Annotated in this window: 14 protein-coding genes; 5 read left to right on the forward strand and 9 right to left on the reverse strand. The window is 58.0% G+C overall.

Going from position 1 to position 15,049, the window contains the following annotated elements; translation table 11 throughout:
* The first annotated feature begins 25 nt into the window (after positions 1-25).
* Positions 26-835: a hypothetical protein gene (locus ACOZ42_RS08900; RefSeq protein WP_003799796.1), complete on the forward strand. Its 810-nt coding sequence runs from the start codon at positions 26-28 to the stop codon at positions 833-835.
* 86 nt (positions 836-921) lie between these two features.
* Here the strand turns inward: ACOZ42_RS08900 and mltG are convergent, their stop codons facing one another.
* Positions 922-1,929, reverse strand: a complete 1,008-nt coding sequence (gene mltG / locus ACOZ42_RS08905; RefSeq protein ID WP_003799795.1) for an endolytic transglycosylase MltG — start codon at positions 1,927-1,929, stop codon at positions 922-924.
* Positions 1,930-2,131: 202 nt separating this feature from the next.
* Between mltG and ACOZ42_RS08910 the strand changes: the two genes are divergently transcribed.
* Positions 2,132-3,055, forward strand: a complete 924-nt coding sequence (locus ACOZ42_RS08910) for a YgfZ/GcvT domain-containing protein (RefSeq protein ID WP_301605764.1) — start codon at positions 2,132-2,134, stop codon at positions 3,053-3,055.
* Here ACOZ42_RS08910 and mmsB read toward each other — a convergent pair.
* From mmsB to ACOZ42_RS08935, 5 genes are all read right to left on the reverse strand, one after another.
* Entirely contained in the window at positions 3,030-3,926 is an 897-nt protein-coding gene (mmsB, locus tag ACOZ42_RS08915; protein WP_301605766.1) for a 3-hydroxyisobutyrate dehydrogenase, read from the reverse strand. The two genes, ACOZ42_RS08910 and mmsB, sit on opposite strands and share 26 nt — an antisense overlap.
* Before the next feature lie 58 nt (positions 3,927-3,984).
* The gene (locus ACOZ42_RS08920) at positions 3,985-5,112 is read right to left on the reverse strand and encodes an enoyl-CoA hydratase/isomerase family protein (RefSeq protein ID WP_003799788.1); all 1,128 of its coding nucleotides are present in this window, start codon (positions 5,110-5,112) and stop codon (positions 3,985-3,987) included.
* Complete coding sequence (locus tag ACOZ42_RS08925; RefSeq protein WP_059317602.1) at positions 5,109-6,257, reverse strand: acyl-CoA dehydrogenase family protein; 1,149 nt, start codon at positions 6,255-6,257, stop codon at positions 5,109-5,111. The genes ACOZ42_RS08920 and ACOZ42_RS08925 overlap by 4 nt, the downstream gene beginning before the upstream one ends.
* 149 nt (positions 6,258-6,406) lie before the next feature.
* On the reverse strand, positions 6,407-6,760 hold the full coding sequence (locus ACOZ42_RS08930) for an RnfH family protein (protein ID WP_426345049.1): 354 nt from the start codon (positions 6,758-6,760) through the stop codon (positions 6,407-6,409).
* Positions 6,753-7,187: a type II toxin-antitoxin system RatA family toxin gene (locus ACOZ42_RS08935; RefSeq protein ID WP_003799783.1), complete on the reverse strand. Its 435-nt coding sequence runs from the start codon at positions 7,185-7,187 to the stop codon at positions 6,753-6,755. The genes ACOZ42_RS08930 and ACOZ42_RS08935 overlap by 8 nt, the downstream gene beginning before the upstream one ends.
* 59 nt (positions 7,188-7,246) lie before the next feature.
* Between ACOZ42_RS08935 and smpB the strand changes: the two genes are divergently transcribed.
* Positions 7,247-7,711 (forward strand): SsrA-binding protein SmpB, encoded by a 465-nt coding sequence (gene smpB, locus ACOZ42_RS08940; protein ID WP_003799781.1) that lies wholly within the window; start codon positions 7,247-7,249, stop codon positions 7,709-7,711.
* 32 nt (positions 7,712-7,743) lie between these two features.
* Here the strand turns inward: smpB and ACOZ42_RS08945 are convergent, their stop codons facing one another.
* The gene (locus ACOZ42_RS08945; RefSeq protein ID WP_003799776.1) at positions 7,744-9,054 is read right to left on the reverse strand and encodes an NAD(P)/FAD-dependent oxidoreductase; all 1,311 of its coding nucleotides are present in this window, start codon (positions 9,052-9,054) and stop codon (positions 7,744-7,746) included.
* Positions 9,055-9,516: 462 nt separating this feature from the next.
* On the opposite strand from ACOZ42_RS08945, the gene ACOZ42_RS08950 reads away from it, so the two are divergent.
* Positions 9,517-10,038, forward strand: a complete 522-nt coding sequence (locus ACOZ42_RS08950) for a TetR/AcrR family transcriptional regulator (protein ID WP_426345050.1) — start codon at positions 9,517-9,519, stop codon at positions 10,036-10,038.
* A gap of 469 nt (positions 10,039-10,507) precedes the next feature.
* On the opposite strand, the gene ppsA is transcribed toward ACOZ42_RS08950, so the two are convergent.
* The gene (gene ppsA / locus ACOZ42_RS08955; protein WP_003799770.1) at positions 10,508-12,874 is read right to left on the reverse strand and encodes a phosphoenolpyruvate synthase; all 2,367 of its coding nucleotides are present in this window, start codon (positions 12,872-12,874) and stop codon (positions 10,508-10,510) included.
* Positions 12,875-13,043: 169 nt separating this feature from the next.
* On the opposite strand from ppsA, the gene ppsR reads away from it, so the two are divergent.
* Positions 13,044-13,877: a posphoenolpyruvate synthetase regulatory kinase/phosphorylase PpsR gene (gene ppsR / locus ACOZ42_RS08960; RefSeq protein WP_003799769.1), complete on the forward strand. Its 834-nt coding sequence runs from the start codon at positions 13,044-13,046 to the stop codon at positions 13,875-13,877.
* Between the two features lie 388 nt (positions 13,878-14,265).
* Here the strand turns inward: ppsR and ACOZ42_RS08965 are convergent, their stop codons facing one another.
* Complete coding sequence (locus ACOZ42_RS08965) at positions 14,266-15,048, reverse strand: TrmH family RNA methyltransferase (RefSeq protein ID WP_131070601.1); 783 nt, start codon at positions 15,046-15,048, stop codon at positions 14,266-14,268.
* Position 15,049: the final 1 nt, after the last annotated feature.

The raw sequence follows: 15,049 nt of genomic DNA on the forward strand, positions 1-15,049 counted from the left end.
CTGCTCCACTACCAAGGATGATGAAGTGAGCTTATTGATCGGGCTGGCCGCCAAAGCGCGTTCAGGCAAAGATACCGTGGCCAATCTTTTGCTGGCCCACACCCCTTTACTGGCTGCCTATGCCTTGGCCGACCCTGTCAAAATGGGCTGCGAGGTGCTGTTTGGCCTGAGTCCCGCCCAGGCCTGGACTGACGACAGCCTGAAAGAAGTCCCTATCGCGCTATGGCAGCGCTCCCCGCGGCAGTGCTTTCAGTTGCTGGGAACAGACTGGATGCGCGAACGCGATCCCGATCACTGGTTGCGCCGCGCCCAACATCTGCTGAAGTTCGGGCCAGGCGCCGCCCTGGTTCGCAAACCGCAGGACTATTCGGTCTGGGCCCTGGCTTTGCCCGCTCTTTACGGCTTGTCGGCCGAACAGTTGGACGGCGAGCAAGCCGACCGTGTGGACAGCTTTTGGGGACTCAGTCCACGTCAGGCCGTTGAACACCTGCGCAGCCGGGTCCTGTCGCAGTATCCCGACTTCGAGCAACGCCGTCAGGCCTTGCCCCTGCGTGCACCGAGCCACCAGCTACCGGATATGAGCCAGGCACGCTGCCTGCTGATTAAAGATATTCGCTACGAAAACGAAGCCGACTTCATCCGTCAAAATGGCGGGGAGATATGGCATATTGAACGCCCTGGCAACCCGGTCATCAGCCAGCACTCCTCGGAATGGGGGATCGCGCGTGCCCCGCAAGACTACCTGATCCGAAACGATGCCGGCTTGCCAGAGCTGGCAAACAAGGTCCATGACCTCTGGCGCGGATTTACCCAGCGCCACGGCTTGCTGGCGTAAGAGGCCGCCAGCTCGGCCCCGGTCGGACAGGATCTACCATGGCCGGCCTTCCTTCATCGAGCGCCGGCCTGTCTTGCACTCTGGCGCTAACGCTTGAGAATGTACTTGGCCACGGCCCGGTTATGCGCCGCCAGATTGGCCGAGAACTCGCTGGTACCGTCACCCCGCGACACAAAATAGTAAAAATCGTGCTTTTCCGGATGCAAAGTCGCCAATAAGGAGGCCTTGCCCGGACTGGCGATCGGAGTGGGCGGCAGACCCGCACGAGTGTAAGTATTCCAGGGCGTATCGGTTGTCAAATCACGCTTGCGGATACGACCCTCATAGGCTGAACCCATTCCATAAATCACCGTCGGATCCGTCTGCAAAGGCATACCCACGCGCAAGCGGTTCATGAACACCCCCGCCACTCGCGCCCGATCCTGGCTGTGACCCGTCTCACGTTCCACAATGGAGGCCATGATCAGCGCCTCATAAGGCGTTTTCAACGGCAAATCAGGATCACGGTCGGCCCATAACTGCTCCAAGAGCTCCTGCTGGGCCAGAAAACCGCGTCGCAAGATATCCACGTCAGCCGTACCCGGAACAAAGACATAGGTATCGGGGTAAAACAAACCTTCGGGATGTCCGACTTCAACACCCAGGCGGCTTAACAAATCGGCATCGCTGACCTCGCCCAAGGTCTGTCGAACCTGCGGGTTGTTCGCCAGCGTGTCACGAATGCGCTGATAGGTCCACCCCTCCGGAATGGTCAGGCGGGTCTGCAGCATATTGCCGCTGGACATCCGCTCCATCACTGTCCAGGGGGTATCACCACGCACCGCCTCATAGGCGCCGGCCTGCAGCGAGGTATCCAGACCCGTCAGGCGCGCCATCCAGACGAAGGCGTCCTCCTGGATATCAATGCCAGCCTGCTGCATGCTGCGCGCAATCGCACGCGGCCCAGAACCGGCAGGGACCACATAATCAATGCGTTCAGCACTCATGTTCACGGGCAGCTTCTTGGCCCAATACCAGGCGCCACCCGCGAGAACACAGGCGGCAACCACCACAAGGCCCAACAGGGCAGAGAAGATTTTGACGTTTTTTTTCATGCGAGCGCTATTGTAAACAGAATGGGGCGGCCTGTTCTTGACGATGTGTCACAAGGCGGCATGGAAATGACGTGCGCCGATCGCCCCCTTAACACGCGAACACGCACATGCCCTGTTGTCAGCGGGGATATGAGCCTGGAACAGGCCCTACCCACGGTATCATTGATGTTTAAATTTATTCTTTCGCTCAGCCATGACCGGAATGTCTGCCCCTCTCTCGTTCACCTTGCCCGATTTGTGCGTCCTCCAGTTTCAGGGAGCGGATGCCGTCTCCTTTCTTCATGCCCAAGTCAGCAATGACCTGGAACATCTGGCTGCCGATCGTGCCTGTCTGGCCGCCTACTGCACCGCCAAAGGGCGCAGCCTGGCGACCCTGGTGCTCTGGCGCGAAGCGACCGACACCGTATTTGCTCTGGTGCGTCGTGATCTCAGCGAAGCGCTGATCAAGCGCCTGCGCATGTTCGTGCTGCGCAGCAAGGTCACCATCAGCCTGGCCGAGTTGCAGGTTTATGGTGTGGCCGATCAATCTGCCGCCCAAGCCGTCTGGAATTTGCAGCGCGAGGGTGGCGACACCCTGATTCAAGCCCCCGGCACGCTGGAGGGCATGAATCGGCACTGGCGGATTTCTTCGCAGCAAGATGCGAACGCGCAGGCTTCTGAAGGCCGTTGGGAAACAGCAGATATTTTGGCGGGCTTGCCCTGGGTCAGCGCCGCTACGCAGGACCTGTTCATTCCCCAGACCCTGAACCTGGACCTGATCGACGGGATCAACTTCAAAAAAGGCTGTTATCCCGGCCAGGAGGTCGTGGCGCGCAGCCACTATCGGGGCACCATCAAGCGTCGCATGATGGCCGCCCGCACGGACCGGCTGGATGCGCCCCCTGCGGGCCAGGAATCAGCAGACGTATTCTTAGTCCCTTCCGAGGGAGGGGCCGAGCCGATCGTTGCCGCCCGTATCATTAATCGTGCCTGGCAGGCCCAGCAGCAGCGTCTGTATGTCTTGATGGAAGTGGTACTGGCGGACCTGGAGCAAGGCCAGTTTCAACTGGAGCAAGGACAGGCACTGGAATTGCAGCCCCTGCCCTACGCTCTCCCAGAACTTAGCGCTTCTGACGGTACAAATTAAGAATGCTGGAAAAATCCAGTCCGGCATTCTGACCCTGGGCCGCATGCAAGGCGAACAGGTTACGGGCCAGTTCGCCTAACGGCGTCGCGCTATTTTGGCTCACGGCGGCATCCGCAGCCAGACCCAGGTCCTTGAGCATCAGACCGGTGGCAAAGCCCCCCTGATAGTCACGCGAGGCCGGCACATCCGGCATGACACCGGGCCATGGGTTGTACAGTTCGGTGGCCCAGTTGCGCCCCGAGCTGCGCGCCATGATGGACGACAACACGGCAGGGTCCAGACCATGGGCAACGCCCAGCGCCAAGGCTTCAGCGGTACCCGCCATCAAAATTCCCAACAGCATATTGTTGCAAATCTTGGCAACCTGACCCGCACCGGCTTTACCGGCGTGGAAAATGTTCTTGCCCATCGCATCCAGATAAGGACGCGCCTTTTCCAGCGCCTGATCCTCACCCCCAACCATAAAGGTCAAGGTACCGGCAATTGCGCCACCCGTACCACCGGAGACAGGCGCATCCAGCATCAACAAGCCCAGCTTGGCTGCCTTGGTCGCCAGATCCTGGCTGGTTTGCGCATCAATCGTGCTGCAATCGACCAGCACCGTGCCCGGGGCCACCGCCTGCAGCAAGCCGTTCTCGCCCTCGTAAACCTGACGAACATGGCGACCAGCGGGCAGCATGGTAAAGACCATCTGTGCCTCTTTGGCGATTTGCGCGGCTGACTCGCCCACCTGCGCCCCCGCCGCCTGCAATTCCTTCATGGCTTCCGCATTCAGGTCAAAGACTTTCAAACGATGACCGGCTTTGAGCAGATTCAGCGCCATGGGTTTGCCCATATGGCCCAGCCCGATAAATGCAATCGTGTTACTCATTTTGTCTCCTCGTCATTATGAAAACGGCGCCGTCAGGCGCCGCAGCGGTCTGCCTGAATTACAGGTCAGCCAAGGGATGAGTCCTGTCTGCAGGCCACGCCGGAACAAAAAAGCGTTCCACCCAGCGGGCATCGGCCTGTTCCAGCGACGCCGGATTCCAGCGTGGCTGTTTGTCCTTGTCAATCAGCAGTGCGCGTATGCCTTCCTGGAAATCGCCTTGCACGCCACACTGGAGCGAGACGATGTATTCCAGACGGAAAACATCGGCCAAGGACAGGTGGTGCACGCGCTCCAGTAACTCAAAGGACAAGCGAGCCGAACCAGGAGCCCCTTTGGCGAAGGTTTGTGCAGCACGCGACAGCCAGGGGTCGGCACTATCCTGCCACTGCTGCAGAGCCTGTGTCATGCGTTCAAATTCACGGCTGGCGCAGACATCACGCAGCATGGCGTAATTTTGCTCCAGTGGGCCGCTATCGGGGCGAGCGCCCTCTGCCAGAGTGCGCAGGACCTGATGCAGGCTGCTGTCACGAGCAGCGCGTTCATCAGACCAATCCGTGGCTTGCAGGGCCTTGAGCAAGGCGTCGAAATGCGCTCGTGGCAAGTACGCATCCGCCAAGCCCAGGAACAGGCAGTCCGAGGCGTTGATTTGCGCGCCGCTCAGGGCCAGGAAATGGCCGATCCCCGCAGGCAGATGCGACAGCATCCAGGTACCGCCCACATCCGGGAACAGACCAATGGAGATCTCGGGCATGGCAAAACGCGTGGTATCTGTCACCACACGATGGCTGGCGCCGTTGAACAGGCCCACGCCCCCACCCATCACGATACCGTCACCCCAGCACAAAATCGGCTTGGGGAAGGTATGGATCAGATAGTCCAGGCGGTACTCCACATCGAAAAATTCGCGGGCGTACTCATTATTCCAGGCCGAGCCCCCCTGGTTCTTTTGCATCGAGGCGTACAGCGAATGCAGATCGCCCCCTGCGCACAGCGCCTTTTCTCCGGCACCGCGCAAGACGATCATGGCAATACTGGCGTCCTGCGCCCATTTCTGAAACTGCTTGAACAGCAGCTGGCACATTTCCAGATTAAGTCCATTCAGGGCTTGCGGGCGGTTCAGCGTAGCAACACCGATCGCCTTCCCGTTCTGGCCGGGCAGGCGATCAAACAAAACAGAATCCGTCATCGAATATCAGCTCCAAGATCAATGATTTGTCGTGCAATGATGACACGCATGATCTCGTTGGTGCCTTCCAGTATCTGGTGCACCCGCGTATCGCGCACCAGACGCTCGACAGGATAATCCTTCAGGTAACCATAACCGCCAAACAGCTGTTGCGCATCCACGCAGGCCTGAAAACCCAGATCGGTGGCCATACGTTTGGCCATGGCGCAGTAGGTACTGGCCTGGCTGCTACCGGCGTCCAGATGAGAGGCCGCCAGCCGCACCATTTGGCGGGCAGCCACAACGCTGGTCAGGATATCGGACAATTTGAACTGCAGCGCCTGAAACTGATCCAGCGGCTTGCCGAACTGGCGGCGCTCCTGCATGTACTGACGGGCCGCATCGTAAGCGCCTTGGGCGGCGCCTACCGAGCAGCAGGCGATATTGATGCGCCCACCGTCCAGGCCCTTCATGGCCAGTTTGAAGCCCTCGCCTTCCTGGCCCAGCATGGCCGAGGCAGGAACGCGCACGCGCTCAAAGGTAATGCCGCGCGTGGACTGACTGTTCCAGCCCATTTTCAGTTCTTTGCGACCATAGGTAATACCCGCCGCATCCGCAGGAACCACAAAAGCCGAAATGCCTTTGGGACCACCGCCTCCGGTACGGGCCATCACCACCAGCACATCGGTATCGCCCGCTCCGGAAATAAAGGCCTTGCTGCCACTGATCAGATAGTCATTGCCGTCACGCTCGGCACGGGTACGCAGCGAGGCCGCATCCGAACCCGAACCAGGCTCTGTCAAGCAATATGAGCCCAGTTTCTGTCCGCTGCTGAGCAGTTCGCCCCATTGGGACTTGACCTCATCCGTGCCCCAGGTGCCAACCATCCAGGTCACCATATTGTGGATCGTCAGAAATGCCGTGGTCGAGGGATCAACCGCCGCCATTTCCTCAAACACCAGGCTGGACTCCAGACGCCCCAGCCCCAGGCCGCCGATGGACTCCGGAGCATACAAGCCGCAAAAACCCAATTCACCCGCTTTACGGAAGGCCTCGATCGGGAAAATCTGTTCCTCGTCCCAATGCGCCGCATGGGGTGCCAGCTCACCTTGCGCAAACTCGCGAGCCGCTTGCGCAAACGCGTTCTGATCGTCTGTCAGTATCATGTCCGTCTCCTTATTTTTACCCACCATAATGCGAGCTGCCCCCTTTAGTTGTCGTGCTGATGACAATCAGCCGTTTCATAGGGGGCAGTGGACGGCAGGAGGCGACAGTCTAGCCGAAAGTAGCGGCCTGACGCGCAGGCGCAGAAGAACTAGGCGCGGACGGGCTTGCGGCGGGGTCGGGCAGCAGCGCGAGCCGCCAGCTTGTGCGCATAGCGGCGGCGGCGGGAGTCCATGGGGTCAAAGACCAGTTCACGGTAGATCTCAACGCGATCCTGATCACGCAACACCTGATCGAGCTGACAGCGCTGGCCATAGACGCCGACCTTCAAGCCCTCCAGGCCCGACGCCTCATCCAGGGGCGGCAAGCCACATTCACGCAATCCTTGCGCAATACCGGCCTGTAGCAAAGCGTCACGCACACAACTGCCAGCCGGCAAGCACAAGGCGGCTTTCCAGACCTGGGCCTGGGTTGCCACCACAACGCTAACGGATAATTCAGTCACCGTACACCTCTTGTGCGCGACGGGTGAAGGAGTCGATGAAACTGTTGGCAACACGGTTGAAAATGGGACCGACCACCATCTCCAGGGCGCGACTTGAAAATTCGTACTCCATGGTGAACACGATCTTGCACCCGTCTTCCCCCAAGGGCGTAAACTGCCAGTCCCCCGTCAGGGCAGAAAACGGCCCTTTGACCAGGCGCAGCACAATGCGGTTAGGATAGTCGTGCTCGTTACGGGTGGTGAAGGTCTGGCGAATACCCGCGATGCTGATGGTGACTGAGGCTTCCATCCCCTTTTCGTCGCGCTGGCTGACACTGGCGCCACCACACCAAGGCATGAACTCAGGGTATTTTTCCACCTCTGCAACCAGGTCAAACATCTGTTCGCAGCTATAAGGAAGAAGGACGGAGCGTTTTACTGTATGCATCAGGTCTGGTTAATAGATAGAATGTTCTGATTTTACAATCTATGGTTGGCAATTAATTCATGAGTATTGTTGATAATCGCAAGGCTACCCACGAATACTTTATCGAAGAGCGCTTTGAGGCCGGTCTGGTCCTGGAAGGCTGGGAGGTCAAGGCGATCCGGGCTGGGCATGTCCAGCTCAAAGAAAGCTATGTCATCGTGCGCGAGGGCGAGTTGTTTATTTTGGGCATGCACGTCAGTGCCTTGCCCACCGCCTCAACCCATATCCGGCCCGACGCGACTCGTACCCGTAAACTGCTGCTCAAAGCCGAGGAGATCAGTAAACTGATCGGCAAGGTTGAGCAGCGCGGTTACGCCCTGGTTCCCCTGAACCTCCACTACAAAAAAGGTCGTATCAAGCTGGACTTCGGTCTAGGGCGCGGTAAAAAACTGCACGATAAACGTGATGTCTCCCGCGACAAAGACTGGAAGCGCGAACAAGAACGCTTGATGAAACACGACACCCGCCGTAAGACAAATGAATAAAACGGGCTGAAAAGCCCGTTTTGTTCTAAATCTCAATGTAATTTAACACGAGGGGCGGCCCGTTTGCTGAGCAAGCGGCCCAAAGCCAGGGTTGCGGTACGTGCAAACCCCAAAATCGCCATGTAATGCATCAGGTGCAGGCTCATGTACATGATGCGCGCCAGCAGCCCTTCCACAAACCAGCTTTTGCCGGACAGCACCCCCATCAGGCTGCCGACACCGCGACTGTGGCCCACCGATACCAGCGAACCATAATCCTTGTAGACAAAGGGCGCTTCATCAACCGGCCTGCCCTGAATGCGTGCCGCCAGCCGCTTGCGCAAATAGCTGGCTTGCTGGTGAGCGACCTGGGCACGGGCAGGCAAAAACTGACCCTCTTTGTCCCATGGCACCTGTGCGCAGTCTCCCAAGGCCCAGATGTAAGGGTCCGGCGTGGCCAGGCAGGCATCGAGCACCAGTTGATTGATTCGGTTAACGGGCAGACCCAACTGCGCCAAAAAGGCGGGGGCTTCAATTCCAGCCGCCCAGACGCAGAGATCATTGGGATATTGCCCCCCTTGCGCGTCCTCAATGTAATCAGCGGCCACTCGGCTGACCCTGACCGAGGTACGCACGGCCACGCCACGCTGCGCCAGCAAACTTTGCGCGGTGGCAGACAGTTTGGGCGGCAAGGCTGAAAGAATACGATCGGCACCTTCCAACAGGGTAATGCACACCTCGCGGTCAGAACTGCTGCCTGGAATACTGTAAATACTCAAATCCGCACGAGCCTCGAGCAGCTCAGCGGCCAGTTCCACCCCGGTTGCCCCGCCCCCCACAATATTGATATAGAGTGGCGCCCCCGGTTCTCGCTGCGCGCGACGGGTCACACTGATCAGTTCATTGAGCAACTTCAAACGAAAACGCTCGGCCTGATGTGTCGAGTCCAGCGCCAGCGCATGCTCATGGGTGCCCGGCGTATTGAAAAAATTCGATTTGCTACCCACAGCCATCACCAAGGTGCCGTAGCTCAGGCTGCGCTCGGGAAAGACCTCGTCATGATCGGGCCCCAGAACCGGGGCCAGCGTGATCGTGCGTCGGGCACGGTCTATGCCGGTCATCTCACCTTGAATAAAGGTAAAGCCACAATCGCGCGCCAGCATGAAATACGACAGGCCCTCGCGATGAATATCCAAGGTGCCCGCAGCAACCTCATGCAAGGACGGCTTCCAGATATGGTCGCTGTCTTTATCGACCAAAAAGATATGTTGGCGCCCGAACTGACGCCCCAGCTTGGCGGCCAGCTCCAGCCCACCTGCCCCACCCCCAACGATTACCACTTGATACGGCTGCGTAGTAGACATCCAAAACTCCTTGGGACTTACCTCAAGCAAAGAGAGTATCAGAACCGTCGCCTTATACTTTAAATCAAAACAGATAAGGACTATAGCGATACGCAAACACGATCTGGGTCACTCAGCCAGACGAGCTTGTGGACCGCCAAGGACCCGTGCTGTTTTTAGAGGCCTGAATGGGTAGCAGATCAAAGACTGACGCAAAGAAATACGTCTTTGCGTGGTGCATGGCGTAAAATCGGGACGTTAGTCTTGCCTTCCCTTAACGATCGAAATAGGGCAGCAGCACAACAGCCATTGATACGGTATGATGCTGACTTTGTCCTGTTCACTTCCTTTCTGCCTGCCACTATGCATGACGATGTTCCCCGAAAATCCCAACGTGCGACTCGAAAGGGGCGCGAACGCCGCGACAAAATCCTGGAAGTCGCTTCCGAGGTTTTTCGTGAGAATGGTTTTGAGGCTACGTCCATGTCCCAAATCGCCGCATTGGCAGGCGGTTCCAAGGGCACGCTCTACAATTACTTCCCCTCCAAAGAAGACCTCTTGCTGGCTGTCCTGCTGACGGGAGCCCAGAGATTTACCGAGCAGGTCCTGACCAAGCTGGACTATGAAGGTGATATTCGCGAGGAGTTGCGGCGTTTCCTGCTTCCCATGTTGAGCAACCTGTACTCGAAGCAAACGGCTCAACTGCTACGTATTGTGGTTTCGGTAGGTGGCCATAGCGATATTGGCAAGCGCTTCATGGACATGCTGGACGACCAGATCTGGGATGGTGTGAAGCGTTTTTTTGCCCGCCACATCGAGCGCGGCACCCTGCGCAAGCTGGACCCGACCTTAATGGTGGAACACTTTCGCTGCCTGAGTGAAAGCGAGATTGTGCTGCTGCTCATGGGAGCCATGGAGCCCTGGAGCGAAGAACGCATTCAAAACGAAACCGAACACATTCTGGATATGTTCCTATACGTTTATCAGCTTGACCCAGCCAGTTAAGACACTGGCTTCCTGGAAACCTACCCGACTACGCTGCGCCGCCCGCAGCGTCTTTGCGCCGCCAACCCGGCACACGCACCCCACACACCGAGCCCGCCCTCTGCGCGAAGGCAGCCTAGCAAAGGGGCTTACACCCCTCCTTCCCTCTACCCTGTCCGATCGATAAGGAACTGCCCCTCCTAGGCCTGACCGTGTCCGTGTTCGCGAACGGTGCGTTGAAAAACCGTAGCGGCCTACAGAGACGTTTCGCAATATCGAAGGAGCGGCTAAGGCAAAAGTGAAGTGACGCACAGAGGTCCAGCCACCAGCAAGCAAATCCCAGATCGGCCGGGTGCCGCAACCAAGATAACCCTGCCCCAAGATGCAACAACACCCCGGCCTGCCTATTGCACACCGGGGTGTTGTTGTGGCGCTTAGCCACTGGCTTCCGCCAGCACCCTGCCAGGCAGACGCTGGCAGGAATCAGGACTTAAGCCTTGGCCAGACGCTGCCAGGTGTCCACAACCGTGTCAGGGTTCAGCGACAGCGAAATAATGCCCTCTTCGCTCAGCCACTTGGCCAGATCAGGATGGTCGCTGGGGCCTTGGCCGCAAATACCAACGTATTTGTTCTGGGCCAGACATGCCTTGATGGCACGGCTCAGCATGAACTTCACCGCCTCGTCGCGCTCGTCGAAGTCGGCAGCCAGCAGTTCCATACCGGAGTCGCGATCCAGACCCAAAGTCAACTGAGTCATATCGTTGGAACCGATGGAGAATCCGTCAAAGTATTGCAGGAACTTGTCGGCCAAAATGGCGTTGGAAGGTACTTCGCACATCATGATCAGGCGCAGACCGTTTTCGCCACGAGCCAGACCGTGGGAAGCCAGCAGATCAACCACACGCTCTGCCTGACCCAGGGTACGCACAAATGGCACCATGATCTCGACGTTGGTCAGACCCATTTCGTCACGCACTTTCTTCAGGGCTTCGCATTCCATCTTGAAGCATTCTGCGAAGTCTTCGGACAGGTAGCGAGCCACACCGCGGAAGCCCAGCATGGGATTCTCTTCCTCGGGCTCGTAGCGCGAACCACCCACCAGCTTGCGGTATTCGTTGGACTTGAAGTCCGACAAACGCACAATGACGGGCTTGGGGTAGAAGGAAGCGGCCAGGGTCGCGATACCTTCAGCCAGTTTCTCCACGAAGAAAGCACGTGGGCTGGCGTAGCCACGAGCAGCCGATTCCACCGCCTTTTTCAGGTCGCTATCCACATTGGGGTAGTCCAGAACCGCCTTGGGGTGAATGGCGATGTTGTTGTTGATGATGAATTCCAGACGAGCCAGACCCACACCATCGTTGGGGATTTGCGAGAAATCGAAAGCCAGTTGTGGGTTACCCACGTTCATCATGATTTTCAGACCGATCTCGGGCATCTGGCCCCAGCTGACTTCTTCGATCTCGGTTTCCAGCAGACCGTCGTAAATACGGCCTTCGTCGCCTTCCGCACACGACACCGTCACTTCCTGACCTTCTTTCAGCACGTCGGTGGCGTTGTTGCAACCGACCACGGCGGGGATGCCCAGTTCGCGAGCAATAATCGCAGCGTGGCAGGTACGGCCGCCACGGTTGGTGACAATAGCCGACGCCAGCTTCATGATGGGTTCCCAGTTGGGGTCCGTCATGTCAGTCACCAGCACGTCGCCGGGTTTGACCAGATCCATCTCGGAGGCGTCAGCCACGATGCGGACTTTACCCGAGCCGATCTTCTGGCCAATGGCGCGGCCAGTGACCAGCACCTCGCCCGTGGCTTTCAGGCGGTAACGCTCTTGCACATCGTTGCTGCCTTGCTGGGACTTCACAGTCTCGGGACGGGCTTGCAGGATGTAGATCTTGCCATCGATGCCATCACGGCCCCACTCAATGTCCATAGGACGCTGGTAGTGTTTTTCAATGATGGTGGCGTAACGGGCCAGTTCGATCACTTCTTCGTCGCTCAGGGAGTAACGATTGCGCTCGGACACAGGTACGTCCACGGTACGCACAGCGTGATCGGTGGTACGACTTTCGTCAAATTCCATCTTGATCAGCTTGGAGCCGATACGACGGCTGATGATGGGGTAGTGACCGGAAGCCAGGGTTGGCTTGTACACGTAGAACTCGTCCGGATTGACCGAACCTTGAACCACGGTTTCGCCCAGACCATAGGAGGAGGTCAGGAAAACGACGTCCTTGAAGCCCGATTCGGTGTCCAGGGTGAACATCACACCGGCGCTGCCCTTGTCCGAGCGCACCATACGCTGAATACCCGCGGACAGCGCTACTTCAGCGTGGGCGTAGCCCTTGTGGACGCGGTAAGAAATAGCGCGGTCGTTGTACAGGGAAGCAAACACGTGGTGAATCTTGCTCAACACCTCGTCGATGCCCACCACGTTCAGGTAGGTTTCCTGCTGACCGGCAAAGGAAGCATCAGGCAAGTCTTCGGCGGTGGCGGACGAACGCACGGCAAAGGAACCCTTGCCGTCAGCGTCCAGCTCGGCAAACGCCTCACGTACAGCTTTTTCAAACTCGGCCGGGAACGGCGTGTCGATGATCCACTGACGGATTTCGGCACCGGCCGCAGCCAGTTCACGAACGTCGTCGGCATCCAAAGCGTCCAGACGCTGCTGAATGCGCTTGTCCAGATCGTTGTTTTTCAGGAAAACGCGGAATGCTTCGGCTGTGGTGGCAAAACCACCTGGCACGCGCACACCGGCATCGGCCAGTTGGCTGATCATTTCACCCAGCGAGGCGTTTTTACCGCCTACTGTGTCGACGTCCGTCATGCGGAGCTTGTCGAAACCAATTACGTAAGACATAAGTCACCTTGAATAGAAAAAAAAGCGTGTTTGCTTAAGACAGGGACCGTCACAGCGGTGTCTGTGCAATCTGTCTTAAGCAAACCTGCCTTTCCATACCCCGATTCGAGCGGTAAATGGTAATCTTGCAAATTGTACCGTTTCCCGAGCTTTGTGCACGACTTATTCCATGTCTTCTTCTCCTATTGAGCGTACCGTCTTTGTCGTTTCCGACAGCACGGGCATTACCGCCGAAACTTTCAGCAACTCCGTCCTGTCGCAATTCGCTCAATTCGAATTTCAGGCCGTCCGGATTCCCTTCATCGACACCATCGAGAAAGCCCAGTCTGTCGCAGACCGCATCAATCAGTGTGCCCAGGACCAGGGTCAGCAGCCCCTGGTGTTCAGCACCTTGGTCGACCCCAAGATGGCCCACATCATTGGCGCGGCCAACTGCACTTTCCTGGATTTGTTTGGTGCCTTTGTACGACACATTGAGCGTGCCCTGGGCGTGAAATCCAGCCGTTCCGTAGGCCGTTCGCACTCGGGCGGCATGTCCAAGCGCTATAACAGCCGCATTGAAGCCATCAACTTCAGCCTGGCCCACGACGATGGCCAGTATGTGAATGGCCTGGAACAAGCCGATGTGATTCTGGTGGGCGTGTCACGCTGCGGCAAAACCCCGACCAGCTTGTACTTGGCCATGCAGTACGCTGTCAAGGCCGCCAATTACCCGCTGATTCCGGAAGACTTTCAGCGCGGCACCCTGCCAGCCACCCTGGCCCCCTACCGAAAAAAGATCTTTGGTTTATCCATTCATCCGGACCGCCTGTCCGAAGTGCGCAATGAACGTCGTCCCGACAGCAAGTACGCCTCGATTGAGCAGTGCCGCATGGAAGTCGCCGAGGCAGAACGCCTGATGCGCATGGAAGGCATCCCCTGGTTGTCGACCACGACCAAATCGATTGAGGAAATCTCCACCAAGATTCTGGATGATGTCGGTTTGGACCGCCGTTCTTACTGAAGTCGACGCCAGTGTTTGCCCGCAGTGCAACAAAGCGGAGCGGCAATGAGCGTAAGGCCTGAGTCGGTGTTTCACCGAACTCGGGCTTTTTTTATTTAACCCTTCTCCGGCCCACTTATCACGCAGCACCAGCCGTATGTACGGCAGAATGTACCTCCCTGATCTGCCTTCGCCCCGGCTCTCAGGCGCGAGCACGCCCATTACGCTGGACGGCAGAGTCATCACCGCTTGTTTAGCCCCTCAAGACACGCCACACGCGACATCGTCAAGGTCGTGGAGAGGGGGATTGCAAGGCTGTCTGTCCGACCCGTGCCACGACAAATTCAGCCCACGTCTTGCCCAGGCCACGCAGGCAGCATGCCGCTGCCACCTACCCACAGCAGCGCTATTACTTTCTATGCTGGCGACGCTGTTCGTACAAACACAGCGCCGTGGCAATGGCCACATTCAGGGACTCCACCCCGGGCGCCTGGGGGATGAACAAACGCTGGCTGGCTTTGGCCAGCAAAGCAGGACTGACGCCCTGCCCCTCGTTGCCAAACACCCATATTGCGTGTGCAGGCAAGGCAGATTCATACAGGTCTTGAGTGTCAGGCCCCAGAGAGGTCACCAAAACCGGCAAGCCGGCTTTCTCAAGCAGTTCCAGGCCCTCGACCTGCTCATGAATCTGAATAGAAAAATGCGCGCCTTGTGCGCTACGCAGCACCTTCTGGGACCAGACACTGGCGCAGCCCGGCGTCAAGTAGACCGCCTCCATGCCCACCGCCACGGCGGTTCGCAGTACGGTGCCCACATTGCCGGGGTCCTGCACCTGATCGAGCAAGACTGCACTTCCAGCAGGCGCTGTCCACGCCTGCCCGCGCGGCACACGCACAATAAAGCCCACGCCTTGCCCCTGGCCTACCTGGGACACCGCATTCATCAGCGTGGCATTGAACGTCACACTGAGATGACCCGGTAAAAAACGAGCCAGTTCCAACAGCTCGTCCGAATGGCGATCCATTTCAAACACCGCCAGTTCCGGCAAGCCACGGCGCTCCAGCCACATCTGGCAGAGATGGATGCCTTCCAACCAAATCAGCTGATCGCCCCCATCCAGCTCGCGTTTATCGTGAGCCAGGCGCTGCACTCGTTTGAAAAGCGCATTATCTTTGGATTCAATCAGCCTCATT

Origin of the sequence: Alcaligenes sp. HNGD-HTN06 (genome assembly GCF_049932565.1) — a bacterium.
GTDB classification, from domain to species: domain Bacteria; phylum Pseudomonadota; class Gammaproteobacteria; order Burkholderiales; family Burkholderiaceae_B; genus Alcaligenes; species Alcaligenes ammonioxydans.

Excerpts from the sequence above, each read along its gene's own strand:
- mltG (WP_003799795.1), bottom strand. The coding sequence starts at position 1,929 with ATGAAAAAAAACGTCAAAATCTTCTCTGCCCTGTTGGGCCTTGTGGTG.
- smpB (WP_003799781.1), top strand. The coding sequence starts at position 7,247 with ATGAGTATTGTTGATAATCGCAAGGCTACCCACGAATACTTTATCGAA.
- ACOZ42_RS08945 (WP_003799776.1), bottom strand. The coding sequence starts at position 9,054 with ATGTCTACTACGCAGCCGTATCAAGTGGTAATCGTTGGGGGTGGGGCA.
- ACOZ42_RS08920 (WP_003799788.1), bottom strand. The coding sequence starts at position 5,112 with ATGACGGATTCTGTTTTGTTTGATCGCCTGCCCGGCCAGAACGGGAAG.
- ACOZ42_RS08935 (WP_003799783.1), bottom strand. The coding sequence starts at position 7,187 with ATGCATACAGTAAAACGCTCCGTCCTTCTTCCTTATAGCTGCGAACAG.
- ACOZ42_RS08965 (WP_131070601.1), bottom strand. The coding sequence starts at position 15,048 with ATGAGGCTGATTGAATCCAAAGATAATGCGCTTTTCAAACGAGTGCAG.
- ppsR (WP_003799769.1), top strand. The coding sequence starts at position 13,044 with ATGTCTTCTTCTCCTATTGAGCGTACCGTCTTTGTCGTTTCCGACAGC.
- ACOZ42_RS08950 (WP_426345050.1), top strand. The coding sequence starts at position 9,517 with ATGTCCCAAATCGCCGCATTGGCAGGCGGTTCCAAGGGCACGCTCTAC.
- ppsA (WP_003799770.1), bottom strand. The coding sequence starts at position 12,874 with ATGTCTTACGTAATTGGTTTCGACAAGCTCCGCATGACGGACGTCGAC.
- ACOZ42_RS08925 (WP_059317602.1), bottom strand. The coding sequence starts at position 6,257 with ATGATACTGACAGACGATCAGAACGCGTTTGCGCAAGCGGCTCGCGAG.
- mmsB (WP_301605766.1), bottom strand. The coding sequence starts at position 3,926 with ATGAGTAACACGATTGCATTTATCGGGCTGGGCCATATGGGCAAACCC.
- ACOZ42_RS08910 (WP_301605764.1), top strand. The coding sequence starts at position 2,132 with ATGTCTGCCCCTCTCTCGTTCACCTTGCCCGATTTGTGCGTCCTCCAG.